This is a genomic window from Streptomyces sp. AM25, assembly GCF_058146165.1.
The window spans coordinates 132,220-151,073 of record NZ_JBKIWN010000014.1; the positions used below are offsets into that span (position 1 = coordinate 132,220).

Annotated in this window: 16 protein-coding genes, 2 tRNA genes and 1 pseudogene; 10 read left to right on the forward strand and 9 right to left on the reverse strand. The window is 72.3% G+C overall.

Going from position 1 to position 18,854, the window contains the following annotated elements; all coding sequences use genetic code 11:
- The first annotated feature begins 101 nt into the window (after positions 1-101).
- Positions 102-174: transfer RNA gene (locus ACLHRZ_RS19715), tRNA-Arg, on the forward strand.
- A 36-nt stretch (positions 175-210) separates the two neighbouring features.
- Positions 211-284 (forward strand) — tRNA-Met (locus tag ACLHRZ_RS19720).
- A 48-nt stretch (positions 285-332) separates the two neighbouring features.
- On the opposite strand, the gene ACLHRZ_RS19725 is transcribed toward ACLHRZ_RS19720, so the two are convergent.
- Positions 333-1,211: an LLM class F420-dependent oxidoreductase gene (locus ACLHRZ_RS19725; protein ID WP_490419794.1), complete on the reverse strand. Its 879-nt coding sequence runs from the start codon at positions 1,209-1,211 to the stop codon at positions 333-335.
- A 117-nt stretch (positions 1,212-1,328) separates the two neighbouring features.
- Here ACLHRZ_RS19725 and ACLHRZ_RS19730 point away from each other — a divergent pair, with 117 nt between their 5' ends.
- The 6 genes from ACLHRZ_RS19730 to ACLHRZ_RS19755 all read left to right on the forward strand — a co-directional run bounded on the left by ACLHRZ_RS19730 (position 1,329) and on the right by ACLHRZ_RS19755 (position 9,447).
- Positions 1,329-2,081: a response regulator transcription factor gene (locus ACLHRZ_RS19730; protein WP_490419795.1), complete on the forward strand. Its 753-nt coding sequence runs from the start codon at positions 1,329-1,331 to the stop codon at positions 2,079-2,081.
- Positions 2,081-3,565: a HAMP domain-containing sensor histidine kinase gene (locus tag ACLHRZ_RS19735; RefSeq protein ID WP_490419955.1), complete on the forward strand. Its 1,485-nt coding sequence runs from the start codon at positions 2,081-2,083 to the stop codon at positions 3,563-3,565. Before ACLHRZ_RS19730 ends, ACLHRZ_RS19735 begins: the two co-directional genes overlap by 1 nt.
- A gap of 137 nt (positions 3,566-3,702) precedes the next feature.
- The gene (locus ACLHRZ_RS19740; protein ID WP_490419796.1) at positions 3,703-4,965 is read left to right on the forward strand and encodes a bifunctional glycosyltransferase family 2/GtrA family protein; all 1,263 of its coding nucleotides are present in this window, start codon (positions 3,703-3,705) and stop codon (positions 4,963-4,965) included.
- A gap of 2 nt (positions 4,966-4,967) precedes the next feature.
- Complete coding sequence (locus tag ACLHRZ_RS19745; protein ID WP_490419797.1) at positions 4,968-6,926, forward strand: ArnT family glycosyltransferase; 1,959 nt, start codon at positions 4,968-4,970, stop codon at positions 6,924-6,926.
- 95 nt (positions 6,927-7,021) lie between these two features.
- The gene (locus ACLHRZ_RS19750) at positions 7,022-8,533 is read left to right on the forward strand and encodes an MFS transporter (protein WP_490419798.1); all 1,512 of its coding nucleotides are present in this window, start codon (positions 7,022-7,024) and stop codon (positions 8,531-8,533) included.
- Between the two features lie 125 nt (positions 8,534-8,658).
- Positions 8,659-9,447, forward strand: coding sequence for a TetR/AcrR family transcriptional regulator (locus ACLHRZ_RS19755; protein ID WP_490419799.1), 789 nt, complete (start codon positions 8,659-8,661; stop codon positions 9,445-9,447).
- Positions 9,448-9,628: 181 nt separating this feature from the next.
- Here ACLHRZ_RS19755 and ACLHRZ_RS19760 read toward each other — a convergent pair.
- Both ACLHRZ_RS19760 and ACLHRZ_RS19765 read right to left on the reverse strand, forming a co-directional pair.
- Positions 9,629-11,167, reverse strand: a pseudogene (locus ACLHRZ_RS19760) (MDR family MFS transporter); the annotation flags it as partial.
- Positions 11,168-11,267: 100 nt separating this feature from the next.
- Positions 11,268-11,780 carry a MarR family winged helix-turn-helix transcriptional regulator gene (locus tag ACLHRZ_RS19765; protein WP_490419800.1) on the reverse strand — a complete coding sequence of 171 codons (513 nt, stop codon included), beginning with the start codon at positions 11,778-11,780 and terminating at the stop codon, positions 11,268-11,270.
- A 192-nt stretch (positions 11,781-11,972) separates the two neighbouring features.
- Between ACLHRZ_RS19765 and ACLHRZ_RS19770 the strand changes: the two genes are divergently transcribed.
- Positions 11,973-12,206 carry a hypothetical protein gene (locus ACLHRZ_RS19770; RefSeq protein ID WP_490419801.1) on the forward strand — a complete coding sequence of 78 codons (234 nt, stop codon included), beginning with the start codon at positions 11,973-11,975 and terminating at the stop codon, positions 12,204-12,206.
- Here ACLHRZ_RS19770 and ACLHRZ_RS19775 read toward each other — a convergent pair.
- Positions 12,199-12,492, reverse strand: a complete 294-nt coding sequence (locus ACLHRZ_RS19775) for a hypothetical protein (RefSeq protein WP_490419802.1) — start codon at positions 12,490-12,492, stop codon at positions 12,199-12,201. The two genes, ACLHRZ_RS19770 and ACLHRZ_RS19775, sit on opposite strands and share 8 nt — an antisense overlap.
- A gap of 52 nt (positions 12,493-12,544) precedes the next feature.
- Here ACLHRZ_RS19775 and ACLHRZ_RS19780 point away from each other — a divergent pair, with 52 nt between their 5' ends.
- A complete protein-coding gene (locus ACLHRZ_RS19780; RefSeq protein WP_490419803.1) occupies positions 12,545-12,766 on the forward strand; it encodes a hypothetical protein in 222 nt (73 codons plus the stop codon).
- Positions 12,767-12,977: 211 nt separating this feature from the next.
- Here ACLHRZ_RS19780 and ACLHRZ_RS19785 read toward each other — a convergent pair whose 3' ends face one another.
- The 5 genes from ACLHRZ_RS19785 to ACLHRZ_RS19805 form a co-directional block, all read right to left on the reverse strand.
- The gene (locus tag ACLHRZ_RS19785; RefSeq protein ID WP_171082071.1) at positions 12,978-13,811 is read right to left on the reverse strand and encodes an RNA polymerase sigma factor SigF; all 834 of its coding nucleotides are present in this window, start codon (positions 13,809-13,811) and stop codon (positions 12,978-12,980) included.
- Positions 13,812-14,000: 189 nt separating this feature from the next.
- Complete coding sequence (locus ACLHRZ_RS19790) at positions 14,001-14,915, reverse strand: RNA polymerase sigma factor SigF (protein ID WP_490419804.1); 915 nt, start codon at positions 14,913-14,915, stop codon at positions 14,001-14,003.
- 171 nt (positions 14,916-15,086) lie between these two features.
- Positions 15,087-15,380 (reverse strand): Dabb family protein, encoded by a 294-nt coding sequence (locus ACLHRZ_RS19795; RefSeq protein ID WP_490419805.1) that lies wholly within the window; start codon positions 15,378-15,380, stop codon positions 15,087-15,089.
- Between the two features lie 31 nt (positions 15,381-15,411).
- Complete coding sequence (locus ACLHRZ_RS19800) at positions 15,412-15,576, reverse strand: hypothetical protein (RefSeq protein ID WP_490419806.1); 165 nt, start codon at positions 15,574-15,576, stop codon at positions 15,412-15,414.
- 467 nt (positions 15,577-16,043) lie between these two features.
- Positions 16,044-18,776, reverse strand: coding sequence for an AfsR/SARP family transcriptional regulator (locus ACLHRZ_RS19805; RefSeq protein WP_490419807.1), 2,733 nt, complete (start codon positions 18,774-18,776; stop codon positions 16,044-16,046).
- Positions 18,777-18,854 lie beyond the last annotated feature (78 nt).

Genomic DNA, 18,854 nt, shown 5'->3' on the forward strand with positions numbered 1-18,854 from the left:
AGGTCAGGCGGGGTGGACGGAACGGATTTCGCCTCCCGGCGCAGTTCATGTAATGTTGTTCCCGCAACGCCGACCGGCAAGGAAACAAGCCGGGAAGCCGAGCGCTCGTAGCTTAACGGATAGAGCACTTGACTACGGATCAAGAGGTTGCAGGTTCGAATCCTGCCGAGCGCACAGCCGAGAAGCCGGTTTCCGGTTCTTCTCGACCGTCGCGGGGTGGAGCAGCTCGGTAGCTCGCTGGGCTCATAACCCAGAGGTCGCAGGTTCAAATCCTGTCCCCGCTACTAAGACCGCAGGCCCGGTACTCAGGTACCGGGCCTGCGGCGTTTCCGCTATCGCTTCAGCGGCAGCACGTCCGCCAGCTCCCGCCACTGCGCCCGCGGCAAGGGCGCGTTCCGCTGGTCCGGCACCACGGCCTGCACCGCGAGGTGGTCGGCCCCGGCCGCCAGGAACTCCTCCACCCGCTTGCGGACGGTGTCCCCGTCGCCCAGCGCGAAGAGCGCGTCGACGAGGCGGTCGCTGCCGCCGTCGGCGAAGTCCGCCTCCTCGAAGCCGAGCCGCAGCAGGTTGTTGGTGTAGTTCGGCAGCGCCAGGTACAGGGAGAGGAAGTTGCGGGCCGTGGCGCGGGCCCGGGCGGGGTCGGTGTCCAGGACGACCTTCAGCTCCGGTGCGAGCACCGCCCAGGCACCCAGCCGCTCCCGGGCCTGCGCCGTGTGCTCCGGCGTGACGAGGTACGGCACGGCTCCCGCCGCCCGGTCCCGCGCGAGCTCCAGCATCTTCGGGCCGAGTGCGGCCAGCAGCCGCCGCGAGGCGGGCAGCGGCACGGGCGCGCCGTCCAGCCCGTCCAGGTACGCCTTCATCGCGGAGTACGGGCGGGCGTAGCGCTCCGCGAGCTTCCCGTGGCTCACGCCGAGTCCGAGGACGAACCGTTCCCGCAGGGCGGGGGCGAGTGCCGCGTACTGTGCGGCGACGTCGGCGGCCTCGTGGTTCCAGATGCTGAGGATGCTGGTGCCCACGGCCACCCGCTCCGTCGCCTCCAGGAGGTGTGCCGCCTGGTGGACGCCGGGGCTGCCGCCGATCCAGAGCGCGCCGTAGCCGAGCTCCTCCAACTCCCGTGCCGCCTCGCGGACTTCGCCGAGCCGCTCGGGTCCGTCCACGCGGAGCCCGCCGCTCCAGATGCCGATGGTTCCCAGTGCTGTGTCCAGTGCCATGACCGGGAAAACTGGAGGCTCCATCCGGTTATTCCCGGGGTTTCCCGGCCGGATTCTCAGAGGTTTCACAGAAAGCCGAAAGGACCCTCTCACCCGCCCCCGGCAGCATCGGATGTCATGACGCCGAGCCCCGGCCCGCACTCCGGCGGGCGCACCCAGCTGCTGCACGACGACGGAAGTCCCGTACGTGTCCTGGTCGTCGACGACGAAGCCTCGCTGGCCGACCTCCTGCGGCTCGCCCTCCGCTACGAGGGCTGGGACGTGCACACCGCGGCCGACGGGGCCGAAGCGGTGCGCCGCGCGCGGGAGTTCCGCCCGGACGCGGTCGTCCTCGACGTGATGCTGCCCGACATGGACGGTCTGGCCGTGCTCGCCCGGCTGCGGCGCGAGCTGCCGGACGTGCCGGTGCTCTTCCTCACCGCCAAGGACTCCGTGGAGGACCGGATCGCCGGGCTCACGGCCGGCGGCGACGACTACGTCACCAAGCCCTTCAGCCTGGAGGAGGTCGTCGCCCGGCTGCGCGGCCTGCTGCGCAGGTCCCGCGCCGTGGCGCCGCGCAACGAGTCCGTGCTGCAGGTCGGCGACCTGGTCCTGGACGAGGACAGCCACGAGGTCTCCCGCGGTGGCACCGACATCCACCTGACCGCCACCGAGTTCGAGCTGCTGCGCTTCCTGATGCGCAACCCGCGCCGGGTGCTCAGCAAGCCGCAGATCCTGGACCGGGTGTGGTCCTACGACTTCGGCGGCCAGGCCAACGTCGTCGAGCTCTACATCTCCTACCTGCGCAGAAAGATCGACGCCGGACGCGACCCCATGATCCACACCCGGCGCGGCGCCGGCTACCTGATCAAGCCGGCCGTCCCCGCGTGATCCGTCGCTCCCGTCCCCTGCGCACCCGGCTCGTCGTCTCCACGGTCGCCCTCGTCGCCGTCGTCTGCGCGGTGATCGGCACGGTCACCACCATCGTGCTGCGCAGCTACCTCTACGGGCAGCTCGACTCCCAGCTGCACGAGGTGGCCGTACGGGCCGCGGGGCGCAGGCCGCCGGAGCCGCACGAGGGCAGCCCGCTGCGCTTCGTGCGGGGCGGCGGCCAGCCGCTGGGCACCGTCGGCGCACTCGTCGGCGCCGACGGCCGGGTGCGGCAGTCGGCAGTGAGCACCCCGCCGGACTCCTCCTCCTGGCCCGGTGACGACGCCCTCGAACCGCTCACCGACGCCCAGAGCGACGCCCTCGGCCGGGTCGCCCGCGACGGCCGGCCGCACGGCGTCGACCTGCCCGGGCGCGGGCACTACCGGGCCCGGTCCGTCGCCGCCCCCGACGGCACCGTCTTCCTCGTCGGCATCCCGACCACCGCCGCCCAGGACACCCTGGGCACGCTGGTCGTCGTCGAGCTGTGCGTCTCCGGCGCCGCGCTCGCCGCGGCCGGGATCGCGGCCGCCGCCACCGTGCGCCTCGCCCTGCGGCCGCTGCGCCGCGTCGCCGCGACCGCCACCCGCGTCGCCCAACTGCCCCTGCACAGCGGAGAGGTGGCCCTGCACGAGCGGGTGCCCGACGCCGAGGCCGACCCGCGCACCGAGGCCGGGCAGGTGGGCGCGGCGCTCAACCGTATGCTGGGGCACGTCGGTTCGGCGCTGACGGCGCGGCAGGAGAGCGAGACACGGGTACGGCAGTTCGTCGCCGACGCCAGTCACGAGCTGCGCACCCCCCTCGCCTCCATCCGCGGCTACGCCGAACTCACCCGCAGGGGAGCCGAGGAGACCGGCCCCGACACCCGGCACGCCCTCGGGCGCATCGAGTCGGAGGCCCGCCGGATGACCGATCTGGTGGAGGATCTCCTGCTGCTCGCCCGCCTCGACGCCGTCCCCCAGCTACCGCTGGGAGGTGCCCCCAGTCCCTTGTCGTCCGACGATGTCGACCTCTCTCCGCTCGTGGTCGACGCCGTGAGCGACGCGCGGGCGGCCGGCCCCGGCCACACCTGGCGGCTGGACCTGCCCGACGCGCCCGTCTGCGTCCGCGGCGACCCGGCCCGGCTGCAGCAGGTGTTGGTCAACCTTCTGGCCAACGCCCGGACGCACACGCCGGTCGGTACCACCGTCACCGCACGGGTGCGGGGTGACGGCGCTTGCGCCGTCCTGGAGGTGCAGGATGACGGGCCTGGCATCCCGCCGGATCTGCTGCCGCACGTCTTCGAGCGGTTCGCCCGGGGGGACGCGAGCCGCTCCCGTGCGGGGGGTGGTACGGGCCTTGGCCTGGCCATCGTTCGGGCCGTTGTGGACGCGCACGGGGGCACCGTTTCTGTCAGCAGTACGCCGGGGCGGGGCACCGTTTTCGCTGTGCGGTTGCCTGCGGGTTGAGTTGCTCGCGCCCGCGCGGCGGAGCCACACCTCAAGCACGGCCCCGCGCCCCTTCGGGGCGCGGTACGGCTCTCTCTCACAGCCCACCCACAGGCTGATCACACCCTCGCGACAGCGCCGGCCGACAGGGTCGGCGCATGACCGACTGCCCAACGCTTCCGGCCCGTTCACCGCTGCGCGTCCGGCCGACGGCGACCGTGCTCGACGTCGTCATCCCGGTGTACAACGAGGAGGACGACCTCGAAGCCTGCGTCCGGCGTCTCCACGCGCACCTGACGGACACCTTCCCGTACGGCTTCCGTATCACCATCGCCGACAACGCCAGCACGGACGGCACGCCCGAGGTCGCGGCCAAGCTCGACGACACGGTCGAGGAGGTCAGCGCCGTACGGCTGGAACAGAAGGGCCGCGGGCGGGCGTTGCGCACCGTCTGGTCGCTCTCCGACGCGCCCGTCCTGGCCTACATGGACGTCGACCTGTCGACCGACCTCAACGCCCTGCTGCCGCTGGTCGCCCCGCTGATCTCAGGCCACTCCGACCTCGCCATCGGGACCCGGCTGGCCGGTGGGTCGCGCGTGGTGCGGGGCCCCAAGCGGGAGTTCATCTCCCGCGCCTACAACCTCGTGCTGCGCACCGGGCTCGCGGCGCGCTTCTCCGACGCGCAGTGCGGCTTCAAGGCGATCCGCAAGGACGCGGCCGAGGCGCTGCTGCCGCTGGTCGAGGACACGGGCTGGTTCTTCGACACCGAACTGCTCGTGCTGGCGGAGCGGGCGGGGATGCGCATCCACGAGGTGCCGGTGGACTGGGTCGACGACCCGGACAGCTCGGTGCACATCGTGCGCACCGCCACCGAGGACCTGCGCGGCGTCTGGCGGGTCGGCCGGGCGCTGGCCACCGGGGCGCTGCCGCTGGAGCGGCTGCGCAGGCCGTTCGGCGACGACCCGCGCGACCGTGCCGTGCCGGGCGTACCGCGCGGCCTGGCCGGGCAGTTGGTGGGCTTCTGCACCGTCGGCGCGCTGAGCACGCTCGCCTATCTGGGCCTGTACACGCTGTTCCGCATGGGCATGGGCCCGCAGCCCGCCAATGCGCTGGCGCTGCTGCTCTCGGCCGTGGCCAACACCGCCGCCAACCGGCGGCTGACCTTCGGCGTGCGGGGCCGTGAGCGGGCGATGCGCCAACAGGCCCAGGGCCTGGTGGTGTTCGCCATCGGCCTCGCCCTCACCAGCGGCTCCCTGGCCGCCCTCGGCGCGGCGGGCGGCAGCGCTTCGCACGGCGCCGAGCTCTCCGTCCTGATCGCGGCCAACCTCGCGGCGACGGCGCTGCGCTTCCTGCTGCTGCGGGCCTGGGTGTTTCCACAGGCTGTGCATACGCAGAACGACACTCCCGGGAGCCCCCGTTGATCATGCGCCGTATCACCCCCCGCATCAACCCCGCACTGCTCGTGCTCCTCGCGGCCACCGCCGCGCTCTACCTGTGGGACCTCAGCGCCTCGGGCTACGCCAACCAGTTCTACGCCGCCGCCGCGCAGGCGGGCAGCGCCAGTTGGAAGGCCTTCTTCTTCGGCTCGTCCGACGCCGCGAACTCCATCACCGTCGACAAGCCGCCCGCCGCGATGTGGCCCATGGGCCTGTCCGTCCGGCTCTTCGGGCTCAGCTCGTGGTCGGTCCTGGTGCCCGAGGTGATCATCGGCGTCGCCGCGGTCGGCGTGCTGTACGCCGCCGTGCGGCGGCACTTCGGCGCGGCCGCGGGGCTGCTGGCGGGCGGGGTGCTCGCGCTCACCCCGGTCGCCGCGCTGATGTTCCGCTTCGACAACCCCGACGCGCTGCTGTGCCTGCTCATGGTGTGCGCCGTCGCGTGCGTGCTGCGGGCGCTGGAGCACGCGAGCACCAAGTGGCTGATGCTTGCCGGGTTCTGCTTCGGGCTGGGCTTCCTGGCCAAGACCCTGCAGGCCTGGCTGATCCTCCCGGCGCTCGCCCTGGTGTACCTGGTGTGCGCGCCGACGCGGCCGCTGCGCCGGGTGGGCCAGCTCCTCCTCGCCGGGCTGGTGCTGGTCGTGGCCGGCGGCTGGTGGGTCGCGGTCGTCGAGCTCATGCCGGCCGCGTCGCGTCCGTACATCGGCGGTTCGCAGCACAACAGCTTCCTGGAACTGACCTTCGGCTACAACGGCCTCGGCCGCATCAACGGCGACGAGACCGGCAGCGTCGGCGGCGGCCACGGAGGCGGCGGTCATGGCGGCGGTCACGGCGGGGGCTGGGGACAGCCCGGCATCGGGCGGCTGTTCGCGCCGGACACGGGCGGCCAGATCGCCTGGCTGCTGCCGGCCGCCCTGGTGCTGCTGGTGACGGTGCTGTGGCTGCTGCGGCGCGCGGGGCGTACGGACATCCGCCGGGCGGCGTTCCTCGTGTGGGGCGGTGCGCTGCTGATGACCGCGGTGGTCTTCAGCTTCATGTCGGGGATCTTCCACCAGTACTACACGGTGGCCCTGGCCCCGTACGTGGCGGCGCTCGTCGCCATGGGCGCCGCGGTGCTGTGGGAGCGCCGGGCGGTGTCGGTGCTCGCGCTGGTGACGACGGGGTCGGCGGGGTGGGCGTACGTCCTGCTGGGCCGTACCCCGCACTGGCTGCCGTGGCTGAAGTGGGCCGTCCTGGCCGCAGGTGTGGCGGCGGGCGTCGCCCTGCTCCTCGTGCGCCGCGGCGAGGGCCGCGGGGTGCGCTGGGCCGCGGCGCTCGCGGTGGGCAGTGCGCTGGCGGGGCCGTTCGCGTACACGTTGAACACGGTGAACTCCGCGCACGGCGGCTCGATCGTGACGGCGGGCCCGGCGGTCCGGGGCGGCTTCGGCGGGTTCGGCCGCGGCGGACACGGCGGGCCCGGTGGCCGGGGCGGTCGGATGCACGGCTTCCCGGCGGGCTTCCCCACGGGGGACTCCGGGCCGCGCACGGGTGAACGGCCGGGCGGTCCGGGCGCGTTCGGCGGCATGGCCGGACTGCTCGGCGGGCAGCGGGTGAGCCCCGCGGCCGCTGCCGCGGTGGCGAAGGATGCCGGGAAGTACACCTGGGCCGCGGCGGCCGTCGGCTCGCAGAGCGCGGCGGGCTACCAACTCGCCACGCAGCGGCCCGTGATGCCCGTCGGCGGATTCAACGGCAGCGACCCCTCGCCGACGCTCGCGCACTTCCAGCAGCTGGTGAAGGACGGACGCATTCACTGGTTCATCGCCTCCGGCGGTGAACGGGGCGGATGGGGCGGCAAGGGCGGCAAGGGTGGCCGCGGTACGGCCACGGAGATCACGACGTGGGTGGAGGCGCACTTCGCCAAGGTCACGGTGGGGGGTGCGACCTTCTACGACCTGACGCGGAGCGTGTGACGCGGACCGCATGAAAAACCGTTTGTACGGCGTAGAGCGGCCCTTGTACGGTGTACGACGCACGTCAGTCGTACACCGTACAAGGGGGAACACGCATGACGGCGACGACCGCCGGCTCACCCGGCACCGAGGCCGCAGTGCGGCCACCACGCAACCCGGCCCGCTGGATGATCCTTGGCGTCATCTGCCTCGCACAGCTCACGGTGCTGCTGGACAACACCGTGCTCAACGTGGCCATCCCGTCCCTCACCGAGGAGATGGGAGCCACCACGTCCGACGTCCAGTGGATGATGAACGCCTACTCGCTGGTGCAGGCCGGACTGCTGCTGACCGCGGGCAACGCCGCCGACCGCTACGGGCGCAAGAAGATGCTCGTCACGGGCCTCGCCCTCTTCGGCGTCGGTTCGCTGCTGGCGTCCCTCTCCACGACCACCGGTGAACTGATAGCCGCCCGCGCCGGCATGGGCGTCGGCGGAGCGCTGCTGATGACCACCACGCTGGCCGTCGTCGTCCAGACCTTCGACGACGAGGAGCGCCCGAAGGCCATCGGCGTGTGGGGCGCGGTGAGTTCGCTCGGCTTCGCCGCCGGGCCGCTCATCGGCGGCGCCCTGCTCGACCACTTCTGGTGGGGCTCGATCTTCCTGATCAACCTGCCGGTGGCCCTGATCGGTCTGATCGCGGTGCTCAAGCTCGTCCCCGAGTCGAAGAACCCGACCGGCGACCGGCCCGACCTGCTGGGCGCCCTCCTCTCGACCATCGGCATGACCGGCGTCACCTTCGCGATCATCTCCGGCCCCGGGCACGGCTGGACGTCCCCGCGCGTGCTGCTGTCGGCCGCGGTCGGCGCCGTCGCGCTGGCGGCCTTCGCGCTCTGGGAGCGCCGCATCCCGTACCCGATGCTGGACATGCACTTCTTCCGCAACAGCCGGTTCGTCGGCGCGGTCGCGGGCGGCATCCTCGTCGCCTTCGGCATGGGCGGCTCGTTCTTCCTGCTCACCCAGCACCTGCAACTCGTCCTGGGCTACGGGCCGCTGGCGACGGGCCTGCGCATGACCCCGCTCGCCCTCGTCATCGTCGTCCTCAACCTGACGGGCGTGGGCGCCCGGCTGCTGCCGAAGGTGGGCACCCCGATGGCCATCGCGGGCGGCATGGGCCTGCTGGCGGTCGGCCTCGCGGCCATCGCGACGCTCGGTGCGCACGGGTACGGGGGCATGCTGCTGGGCCTGGTCCTGATGGGCACCGGCATCGCCCTGTCCATGCCGGCCATGGCCAACGCCATCATGTCGGCGATACCGCCGGAGAAGGCCGGCGTCGGCGCCGGCGTCAACGGCACGCTGCAGGAGTGCGGCAACGGGCTGGGCGTGGCGGTGCTGGGCGCGGTGCTCAACTCGCGCTTTGCGGCGCTGCTTCCCGCAGTTGCCGCGGGGGCCGGTTCGTTGCCGGCCGCCCTGGAGAGGGCACACACGCCTGCGCAGCGGGCGGCGATCGCGGACGCGTTCGCCACTGGCGTGCACACCAGCCAGCTGGTGGGTGCGGCGGCCGTGCTCGCCGGCGGCGTGGTGGCGGCCGTGCTGCTGCGCAGGGCGGAGCGGGCTGGGGCGCGGTAGGCAGGCGCCCCGAAGGGGCGCGGGGAACTGCGCGACCAGCCACGGACGACCCGCAGCCGACACACCGCCCCCCAGCGAAGCGCCTAGCATCGGGCTCGCACCATCATCGAGAGGAAGAGCGCTCCATGAGCAAGGCCCCGCACACCAGCGTCTGGCTGAGCGGAAAAGCCGGCGCCCAGAAACACCGGAGCAGCGCCGCAGGCGAAGGGCTCGACCGGGACCGGATCGTCGCTGCCTCCATCCGCCTGCTGGACGCGGAGGGCCTGGCCAAGTTCTCGATGCGGAAGCTCGCTTCCGAGCTCGGTGTGACCGCCATGTCGGTCTACTGGTACGTCGACAACAAGGACGACCTCCTCGAGTACGTCATGGACGAGGTCAGCGCCGAGATGCGCGTCCCCGACCCGGCCGACGGGTCCGAGGACTGGCGCGACCAGCTGCGCCTGCTCGCCTGCGAGTACCGCGCGATGCTGCTCGCCCACCCCTGGATGCCCCAGCTCGTGGGCCGGTACCAGAACATCGGGCCGCACGCGATGAAGTTCGCCGACACCGCGCTGGCCGTGATGCGCCGCTGCGGGGTGCCGCCGGAGTCCATGTCGGGGGCGATCTCCGCGCTGTTCCAGTTCGTCTTCGGCTACAGCACGGCCTGGGGCCTCTACCGGGAGCGCTGCAGGGCGGCGGGCCTCGGTGAGCAGGAGTACTACCAGGACGTCATGGACGGGTTCACGAACCGCCCCGACCTCATGGAGACGTACAAGGAGTCGGCCGCGCTGCTCCGGTCCCGCGACACCGACACGGTCGAGCAGATGTTCACGCGGGACTTCGAGTTCGGGCTGGAGACGGTCGTCGCCGGCATCGAGGTCATGCGCGACCGCGTCCTCTCCCGGCAGGAACAGCAGGAGCAGCAGAACGCATAAGGGCCCCGGGGGCGGTGCGCCGACAGGCCGTCCCCTGCCTGTCGACAACGCACACCGCCGCTCCGGGGCCGTGCGCCGGGAACGTTGCTTGCCGTTCTGTTCCCGGCTCCGCCGCGGGACGCGCCCTCCGCTCAAAGGCGCGCCCCGCAGCGGGGTCCGATCAGCCGGCCTGCCGGGCCGGCTCCTCCGCCTTCGCCGTCGCGCCGGCCGTCTCGCCGGTGGCGACCCGGCTCTTCAGCGCGACCTCCTTGATGAAGAGCGTCACGATGAAGGCGATCAGCGCGCACGGGGCCGCGTAGAGGAACACGTCGCCGACGCCGTGCCCGTAGGCGCTCTCGATCACCGTGCGGATCGGGGCGGGCAGTGCGGACGGCTTGGGGATGTCCCCGCCGGAGCCCTGCTGCGCCAGGGCCGCGCCCTTGGGGCCGAGGGCCATGAGGCCGTCCTTGATGTAGTTCGTGACCCGCGTGGCGAGCACCGCACCGAGCGCGGAGACGCCGACCGCACCGCCGAGGGAGCGGAAGAAGGTCACCACGGAGCTGGCGGCGCCGAGGTCCTTCGGCGCGACCTGGTTCTGCGTGGCGAGCACCAGGTTCTGCATCATCATGCCGATGCCGAGGCCCATCAGCGCCATGTAGATGGCGAGGTGCCAGTACGGGGTGTCGTAGCGCATCGTGCCCAGCAGGCCGAGGCCGGCCGTGAGGAGCAGACCGCCGGAGACCAGCCAGACCTTCCAGCGGCCGGTCTTGGTGATGATCTGGCCCGAGACGGTGGACGAGATGAACAGGCCGCCGATCATCGGGATCGTCATCACACCGGACATGGTCGGCGTCTTGCCGCGCGCCAGCTGGAAGTACTGCGAGAAGAAGACCGTGCCGACGAACATCGACACACCGACGAAGAGGCTCGCGACGGAGGCGAGGGCGATCGTCTTGTTGCGGAACAGCCGCAGCGGAATGATCGGTTCGGACGCCTTGGACTCGACGAACAGGAAGAGCGCGGCGAGCGCGACCGCGCCGCCGACCATCGCGAAGGTCGTCCCGGAGATCCAGGCGTAGTCGGATCCGGCCCGGGTCACCCAGACCAGCAGCAGGGTCACCGCGGCGGTGATGAAGAAGGCACCGGCCCAGTCGACCTTCACGTTCCGCTTCACCACGGGGAGCTTGAGCGTCTTCTGCAGCACGATCAGCGCGAGGATCGCGAAGGGCACGCCCACGTAGAAGCACCAGCGCCAGCCGAGCCAGGAGGTGTCGGTGATGACGCCGCCCAGCAGCGGGCCGCCGACGGTCGCGACGGCGAAGGTCGCACCGAGGTAGCCGCTGTACCGGCCGCGCTCGCGCGGGGAGATCATCGCCGCCATGACGATCTGGGCGAGGGCCGACAGGCCGCCCACACCGATGCCCTGGATCGCCCGGCAGGCGATCAGCATGCCGGTGTTCTGCGACAGACCGGCCGCCGCCGAACCGGCGACGTAGATCACCAGGGATATCTGGACGAGCAGCTTCTTGCTGAAGAGGTCGGACAGCTTGCCCCACAGCGGGGTGGAGGCGGTCATCGCGAGCAGCGAGGCCGTCACGACCCAGGTGTAGGAGGACTGGCTGCCGTGCAGGTCGTGGATGATCTCCGGCAGGGCGTTGGAGACGATCGTCGACGACAGAATGGCCACGAACATGCCGAGCAGCAGTCCGGACAGCGCTTCCATTATCTGACGGTGCGTCATGGGGGCGCCGGAGCCGGGTGCGGCTCCCTGTTCGGCCTGGCCGCCCCGCACACCGGAAGGTGTGGTCGTGGTCATGGACTTCCTGTTCTTGATCGGGGTTCTACGAAGCGACGGGGCGCTTCCAGACGGTGATGTGTGCGGGTGCAGGGGACGTCCGGTCCGGTGCCGGCTCGCGCGTGGGCGGCGGGCACTGGCCGAAGCTTTCGCGGAGCCGCGCCAGCAGGCCGGCGAGGACGGCGACATCGGAGTCGGACCAGTCGCTCAGGCAGCCGGCCAGCGCGGCGGCGTGCCGCCGGGAGACCTCGTCCAGCAGGGCCTCCCCGCTGGGGGTGAGGCGGACCAGCCGGGAGCGCTTGTCGAGCGGGTCCGGCGTGCGGTCGAGCCAGCCGTGCGCGGCGGCGTAGGAGACGTGCCGGCTGGTCACCGACATGTCGATGGCGAGCAGCTCGGCCAGCCTGCTCATCCGCATCTCGCCGCACCGCGCCAGCAGGGTCAGCATGATCGCCGTGGCGGGGGAGCAGCCCTCGGGGAGGACCCGGCCGATGCCGCGCCGGACCGCGCCGAGGGCGCCGAGCTGGCGGGCCAGCTCTTCGTAGTGCTCCTGTGCGGCCATCGGTTCGTCGGCTCCCCTGAGGTCCTGTCCCGGATATCGGTTGCTCGGGGCAACCGTATGGGCAATTGATTGCTCAAGGCAAATGAAAAAGGGTGATTGTCGGGTAAAGGAACCCTCAAGGATTGCTGGGGCCACGGTAAAGGTGCAGGCCCGGGTGTGCTGGGTGGTCCGGCTTCGCTAGGGTCCTGGCCTATGGCCAACCCCCATCAGCAGAGCCCCCACGGTGACCACGACCCTGCGGGCAGCACTCAGATGTTCCGTGCCTTCGTCGACGAGAGCGCCGGTGCGCCGGCCGCGCCGGCGGTCGGTGGCCGGGCCGCCGCCCGTGCGGCGAGGAGCTCGTCGGGGCCTCGTGCCGGCGTGATCCTCGGTGTGATCGTGGCGATCGTCGTCGTCGCCGGAGCCGCCTGGCTCGCCCTCAGCTGAGACGGGTCCCCGACGGGCCCGGGTCCGGGGCGGGTGACGGGGCGCGGTACGGCGTGTCCGTCACCGTGATGTCCCGCGTCTCCATGTGCATGCCCGGCAGGACCCGCCAGGCGTCCACGCACACCGTCCACGCCTGCCGGGCCGTTCGCCGCGGGGCGATCGGTACCGGGAGCGGGCGGGTGGACGCGACCGTCGCCCAGTCGTGGCCGAGTGCGTCGACGACGTGCGTGCCGAGGGTGACCGTGCCCTGCGTGACCGGGGCGCTGCCGGGGTTGGTGAAGTCCAACGTGACGTCCTCGCACCAGGGTTGCTTGCCCGGTTTGCGTTGCGGTTCCCCGATGACGACCCTCGGTGAGGGGGTCGGCGTCGGCGAGGGGGGCGGTGACGGCGTCGCCTTCGGCGTTGGTGTCGGTGACTGCGAGGGCTCGGGCTTGGGCGAGGGCGATCTGGAAGGGGCGGGACTCGGCGTGGGCGAGGGGTCCAGCGGGACGAACTCCACGCCGCCCGTGGGTGGTACGGCCTGGGACGCGTCGGGCCCGGCGGCCCCCGTGGCGACATAGCCTTCTCGGTCGCTGCCGCCGCAGCCCGTTATCAGTGCGCCCAGGCATAAGGCTGTGGCCGAAGCGGAAGCCAGCGTCTTCCGTCGCATCGGCCTATTTTTGCTGACAGTACGTCGGTTGCGCCAGGGGTCGGCTGCGGGCCGGCTGTGGCTGGTCGCGCCCACGCGGCGGAGCCGCATATCGACACAGCCCCGCGCCCCTGACGGGGCGCTCAGTCCGCGATCAGGCCCTCCCGCAGCTGGGCCAGCGTGCGGGTCAGGAGGCGGGAGACGTGCATCTGCGAGATGCCGACCTCCTCGCCGATCTGCGACTGCGTCATGTTGGCGAAGAACCGCAGCATGATGATCTGGCGTTCCCGCGGGGGCAGTTTGGCCAGCAGGGGCTTGAGGGACTCGCGGTACTCCACGCCCTCCAGGGCCGTGTCCTCGTATCCCAGCCGGTCCGCGAGGGAGCCCTCGCCGCCGTCGTCCTCGGGGGAGGGGGAGTCCAGCGAGCTCGCCGTGTAGGCGTTGCCCACGGCCAGGCCGTCGACCACGTCCTCCTCGGAGACGCCCAGGCAGAGCGCCAACTCCGGGACGGTGGGCGAGCGGTCGAGCTTCTGCGCCAGTTCGTCGCTGGCCTTGGTGAGGGCGAGACGCAGCTCCTGGAGGCGCCGCGGCACGCGCACGGACCAGCTGGTGTCCCGGAAGAAGCGTTTGATCTCACCGACCACGGTGGGCATCGCGAACGTCGGGAACTCGACGCCCCGTTCACAGTCGAAACGGTCGATGGCCTTGATCAGGCCGATCGTCCCGACCTGGACGATGTCCTCCATCGGCTCGTTGCGGCTGCGGAAGCGGGCGGCCGCGTAGCGCACGAGGGGCAGGTTGAGTTCGATGAGGGTGTCGCGGACGTACGTCCGCTCGGCACTGTCCCGCTCGAGCGTCGCGAGCCGCAGGAAGAGGGAGCGGGAGAGGGTGCGGGTGTCGATGGGTTCGCAGGCGTCGAGCACTGCGGGCGGTGCGTCGTTGGCGAGCACCTTTGCGCTGCCCAGGTCTACGGACATGCCACCCCCTTGAGGTCGCGGACGGGTCACAGCAGCTCCCTCGTACGAGGGTTACAGCCTCCACCTGAATACCGGAGGCTGCGCTGCGGCAAACGCAGTTCCTGCAGAATGTCACATGTCGGCAACACGCTGTAGCGTCAAGTCGACTTATCTTCCCCATGACACCGGGGATGCTGTCACCCGCGGGGGTTAGGCGTCGATTCGATTTGCGGAGCGCAGCCTGGCGAAGCTCCGCGACAGCAGCCGGGACACATGCATCTGGGACACCCCCAGCTCCGCGCTGATCTGCGACTGCGTCAAATTGCTGTAGTAGCGCAGTAGGAGGATGCGCTGTTCGCGCTCCGGCAGCTGTACGAGCAGATGCCGTACGAGGTCGCGATGCTCCACCCCGGCCAGCGCCGGGTCCTCGTAGCCGAGCCGGTCCAGCAGGCCGGGCAGGCCGTCGCCCTCCTGGGCGGCCTCCAGCGAGGTCGCGTGGTACGAGCGGCCCGCTTCGATGCAGGCCAGCACCTCGTCCTCGCCGATCTTCAGCCGCTCGGCGATCTCGGCCGTGGTCGGGGAGCGCCCGTGCAGCACCGTCAGGTCCTCGGTGGCGCCGTTCACCTGCACCCACAGCTCGTGGAGACGGCGCGGGACGTGCACGGTTCGGACGTTGTCGCGGAAGTAGCGCTTGATCTCCCCGACGACGGTCGGCATGGCGAAGGTCGGGAACTGCACCCCGCGGTCGGGGTCGAAGCGGTCGATGGCGTTGATGAGGCCGATGGTGCCGACCTGGATCACGTCCTCCATCGGCTCGTTGCGACTGCGAAAGCGCGCTGCGGCGTACCGCACGAGGGGGAGGTTGGCTTCGATCAGGGCGGCTCGTACGCGGGCGTGCTCCGGCGTGCCCGGCTCCAGGCCGGCGAACTCCTTGAAGAGCACCTGGGTCAGCGCCCGGGCGTCGGCGCCCCGGCTCTCACGGGTGCGGGGGGCGGCTTCCGGGTCGGCCGGGCCGGTCGCGGTGGCCTCGCCGGAGTGACCGGTTCCGGGGTCCGTGTCCGGCGCCGGGTCGTCGTCCGGTGCGGAGGCAGGGGGTTCTGTGTCGGAGGCGGTACGGGCCGGCACGGTCACACCCCTTCAGGAACCTTGACAATGCGGTCAACTCTCCGGCAAAAGCGGTCATAGCATCACAAGACATGTCCAGAGTGTGCAAGCACCGCAATACGTGGTGTTGCACTGGAGAAGCCCCTCACCGTGGCGGTGAGGGGCTTGGCGCGAAAGGGTCCTGCGGAGGCCTCAGAACGGGTAGTCCGCGATCACCCACGTGGCGAATTCCCGCCACTGGGCGACGCCCGCTTGGTGGGCCGGGTGCTCCAGGTACCGCTGCAGCGCCGCGGTGTCCTCGACGGAGCTGTTGATGGCGAAGTCGTAGGCGATCGGGCGGTCCGAGATGTTCCAGGCGCACTCCCAGGAGCGCAGCTCCGGGATGGCCTTCTCCAGCTCCTCGAAGGCCTCGACGCCGGCGATCACGCGCGGGTCGTCGCGGCGGACGCCCTCGTTGAGCTTGAACAGGACGAGATGACGGATCACCGTGGGACCGTGCCTTCCGTGCCGGTGCGGGTCACTTGATCAGCTGGGTCATGAACTGGCCGATGCTGTCGGCCGCGTCCGAGATCCCCTGGAAACCTATCTGGACCAGTTCGGCGGCCCTGGCCGGGGAGTGGATCACCGTGTACGCAACGAAGACGGCGAGGGCCCAGAGGGCCACCTTCTTTGTCTGCACCATGACGCACTTGCCTCCCCTGCCGTACCGCTCGCGCGGGCGGTCGGGTGAGTCTATCCGCACGTGTGCGCGAAATGAGTGGGTGTGGTGGGCGTGGCGGGCGTGGTGGGACGTAATGGCGCTCACATGACTTTTAGGGACCTATGGCCCTGGGGGGTGGGGTCCTTTGCCTGCCGTTTGCGTGCGGGGCGGGAGGGAGGATGGGGGTGTGCCTGTGCGGATCTGGCAGGAATTCGCCGGCACGCGGGTGCGGGCCTCACTGCGGGGTCCGGGACGCGTCCCCCCGACTGCGGCCCGGGCTTGTAGGCCGCATCCCCGTCGGGGGAAGCGGTTTGTCCCCCCGATACCGCTTCCCCCGCCCAGGGGGCGGCGCCATTTCGGGTGCCCCTTGAGTCTGCCGGTTCTTCGGCTGCGGGTCCGTTGTGGCTGATCGCGCAGTTCCCCGCGCCCCTGACGGGGCGCGCCCCCGCCTAGCCCCGGTTCCCGAACTCCTCGTTCAGCAGCTCTTGCAGCAGCGCTGCTTCCGCCGCACCCCGCCGTGCGAACAGTTCCTGTGCCTCGCGCAGATGTCCCTGGGCCGGGCGTGGCTCGCCCAGAGCCAGTAGTGCTCGGCCCCTCGCCCAGAGGGCGAGGGCGCGGCAGTACGTCGCCCCCGGCCCCGCTTCCAGCGTGAGGGCGCGCCCCGCGTCCGTCACCGCGTCGCGGTTCAGGTGCTGGTCCAGGCGGCAGTGGGCCAGGCGGGCCCACAGGAGGGCCTCCTCGCGCGGGGGCAGCGGCAGTGCCAGCGCCTCGCGGAGGCGGTCCGTGGCGGTGGCCGTGCGGCCGGCCCGCAGGAGGGTGCGGCCGGATTCGGTGAGGGCGTGCACCAGCGCCGGCACGTGGCCCAGTGCACGGGCCTCCTCCGTCGCCCTGCCGACCGCCTCCACCGCCTCGTCGGTCCGGCCCAGTGCCGACAGGGCGCCCGCCCGGTCGGCCAGCGCCTCGGCCGCGTGCGTCGGCGAGCCCTCCGTGCGGAACGCGTCCTCGGCCCGGGCCAGCAGCGGCACGGCCTCCTCGGGGCGGCCCATGGCCAGGAGCAGGGCGCCGTGTTCGTGCGCGGCCAGGGTGCGGATCAGGGGGTCCGTCTCCGCCAGGCGCAGGCTCTCGCGCAGTTCGGTCTCGGCGCGCTCGTACGTGTCCGGCCCGGAGCGGGGTGCGCCGAGCAGCCGCAGGGCGCGGGCCGCGCTGATGTCGTCGCCGTCCTTGCGGGCGCGTTCGAGGGCCTGCCGGGCGGAGGGCTCCAGGTCCGGGTGGAGGCCGGTGCCGGAGAGGAGCTGCCCCCAGGCCGTCAGGAGGTCCGTCGCCGCGCGGATGCCGCCGGGAAGGTCCAGGCGCAGCACCTGGTCGACGGTGGCGAGCAGGTGGGGGTGGGCGTCGCGCAGCCAGGCGGCTGCGGCGGCCCTGTCGTGGAGGGGCTGCCCCGCGACGGAGGGGCGGCGCATGTGCCGGGGGACGGGGCTGTCGGGGCGGTGGTGCAGCAGCGCGTTCGCGGCGGTGGCCAGGTGGTGGTCCAGCAGGCGCAGCAGGGCGACGTCGCGGACGGGCGGGCTGTCGGTGTGCTCGCTCTGCCGGCGGGCGAAGAGCTTCACCAGGTCGTGGTGGCGGTGCCGGTCCGGGCCCAGGGGCTGCAACAGGCCTGTCGAAGCAAGGGAGTTCGCGAGTGCGGCTGCCGCCCCGGCGTCGGTGTCCAGGACGGCGGCCGCCGTCGCCGTGTCGAAGGACGGCGCATCGGCCAGCGCCAGCAGCCGGAAGGCGCGGGCCTGTTCGGGGTCGAGGGCGTCGTACGCGGCGTGCAGGACGTCCCCGCCCCCGGCCGGCTGCGGCACGAGGCCGGCCGCGATGCGCACGGCCAGCGGGAGGCCTGCGCAGGACTCCACGACGGCGAGGGCGTCGGGGCGCGGGCGGCCCGCGATCGTCTCCAGCATGTGGAGGGCTTCCGCGTCGGTCAGCGGCGGTACGGGGACGGACCCGTCGAAAGGGGCGCTGCTGGTGATCAGGGCGGTGCAGCCGGGGGAGTTGGGGAGGAGGGGGCGCAGCTGGTCCTCGTCGCGGGCGTTGTCCAGGAGGACGAGGACGCGGCGGCCGTGGAGCAGGGAGCGGTAGAGGGCCGTGCGGTCCTCCTCGCTCTCCGGTACGGCCTGTTCGTCGACGCCGAGCGCGTGCAGCAGTCGGGCCAGGGCGGTGGCCGTGTCGACGGGCGAGGGGTCGGCGCCGCGCAGGTCCAGGTGGAGGCGGCCGTCGGGGTACGCGTGCCGGAGGGTGTGGGCGGCGTGGACGGCCAGGGTGGTCTTGCCGACGCCCGCGGGGCCGGTGAGGACGACGGGCGCGTGTACCGATGCGTCCGTGATGCGTGCGAGGAGTTCCTCGCGGCCGGTGAAGTCCCGTATGTCTGGCGGGAGTCCGTCGGGGACGTCGCCTGCGGGCGGGTGCGCCGGGGCCGCGAGCGTGCCGTCGCCGGTGAGGATGCGGTCGCGCAGGCGGGTGAGGCCGGGGCCCGGTTCCGGGGCCGCGTCGAAGACGGTCAGGGCCTCGGCCTGCCGTCCGCTGCGGTGCAGGGCGAGCATGAGCAGGGCGCGCGGGCGTTCGCGCAGGGGGTGGACGGCGACCAGCGCGCGCAGGTCGGCGACGGTGTCGGCGTGCCCGCCCGCGGCGATGGCGCAGTCGAACAGGTCCTCGCGGGCGGTGGCGTGCAGGTCGTCGAGCCGGGCGCGCTCCTGCTCGGCGTACGGGCCGGTGAGGCCGGCCAGGGCGGTGGTGCCCTCCCACAGGGCGAGGGCGGCGCCGAGCCGGTCCCGGGCGCCGTCGAGGTCGCCGGCCTCGCGGGCGGCGGAGGCCGCGGCGCAGTGCGCGGCGAAGGCGGTGGCGTCGACGGTCTCCGGGCCCGCCCGCAGGGACCAGGCGCCGCCCTCGGAGCGCAGGGTCTCCGTGCCGAGGGCGGCGCGGAGCCGGGAGATGCAGTCGCGCAGGGTCCGGCCGGCTCCCTCGGGAGGGGCGTCGCCCCAGAGGGCGGCGGCGAGTTCGCGGGTGGTCGCGGGCCGGCCGCCGAGGAGGAGCACGACGAGGACGGCGCGCTGGACGGGGGAGCCGAGGGGGAGGGGGTGGCCGTTGTGCTCGGCGCGTACGGGGCCGAGCACGTGGAAGCGGAGGCCGTCGTGCGGGTTCATGGTGCCCTTGCCCTTGGGGTGTCCGGTGCCGGGGTGGTGCGTCGGGTGCGGGTCGGCTTCGGTTGCTCGCGCCCACGC

What these genes read in the sequence shown, in the direction of transcription:
- ACLHRZ_RS19765 (WP_490419800.1), bottom strand. Translation starts at nt 11,780, where the DNA reads ATGGCCGCACAGGAGCACTACGAAGAGCTGGCCCGCCAGCTCGGCGCC.
- ACLHRZ_RS19745 (WP_490419797.1), top strand. Translation starts at nt 4,968, where the DNA reads ATGCGCCGTATCACCCCCCGCATCAACCCCGCACTGCTCGTGCTCCTC.
- ACLHRZ_RS19755 (WP_490419799.1), top strand. Translation starts at nt 8,659, where the DNA reads ATGAGCAAGGCCCCGCACACCAGCGTCTGGCTGAGCGGAAAAGCCGGC.
- ACLHRZ_RS19805 (WP_490419807.1), bottom strand. Translation starts at nt 18,776, where the DNA reads ATGAACCCGCACGACGGCCTCCGCTTCCACGTGCTCGGCCCCGTACGC.
- ACLHRZ_RS19800 (WP_490419806.1), bottom strand. Translation starts at nt 15,576, where the DNA reads ATGGTGCAGACAAAGAAGGTGGCCCTCTGGGCCCTCGCCGTCTTCGTT.
- ACLHRZ_RS19740 (WP_490419796.1), top strand. Translation starts at nt 3,703, where the DNA reads ATGACCGACTGCCCAACGCTTCCGGCCCGTTCACCGCTGCGCGTCCGG.
- ACLHRZ_RS19725 (WP_490419794.1), bottom strand. Translation starts at nt 1,211, where the DNA reads ATGGCACTGGACACAGCACTGGGAACCATCGGCATCTGGAGCGGCGGG.
- ACLHRZ_RS19730 (WP_490419795.1), top strand. Translation starts at nt 1,329, where the DNA reads ATGACGCCGAGCCCCGGCCCGCACTCCGGCGGGCGCACCCAGCTGCTG.
- ACLHRZ_RS19750 (WP_490419798.1), top strand. Translation starts at nt 7,022, where the DNA reads ATGACGGCGACGACCGCCGGCTCACCCGGCACCGAGGCCGCAGTGCGG.
- ACLHRZ_RS19785 (WP_171082071.1), bottom strand. Translation starts at nt 13,811, where the DNA reads ATGTCCGTAGACCTGGGCAGCGCAAAGGTGCTCGCCAACGACGCACCG.
- ACLHRZ_RS19770 (WP_490419801.1), top strand. Translation starts at nt 11,973, where the DNA reads ATGGCCAACCCCCATCAGCAGAGCCCCCACGGTGACCACGACCCTGCG.
- ACLHRZ_RS19780 (WP_490419803.1), top strand. Translation starts at nt 12,545, where the DNA reads ATGACGACCCTCGGTGAGGGGGTCGGCGTCGGCGAGGGGGGCGGTGAC.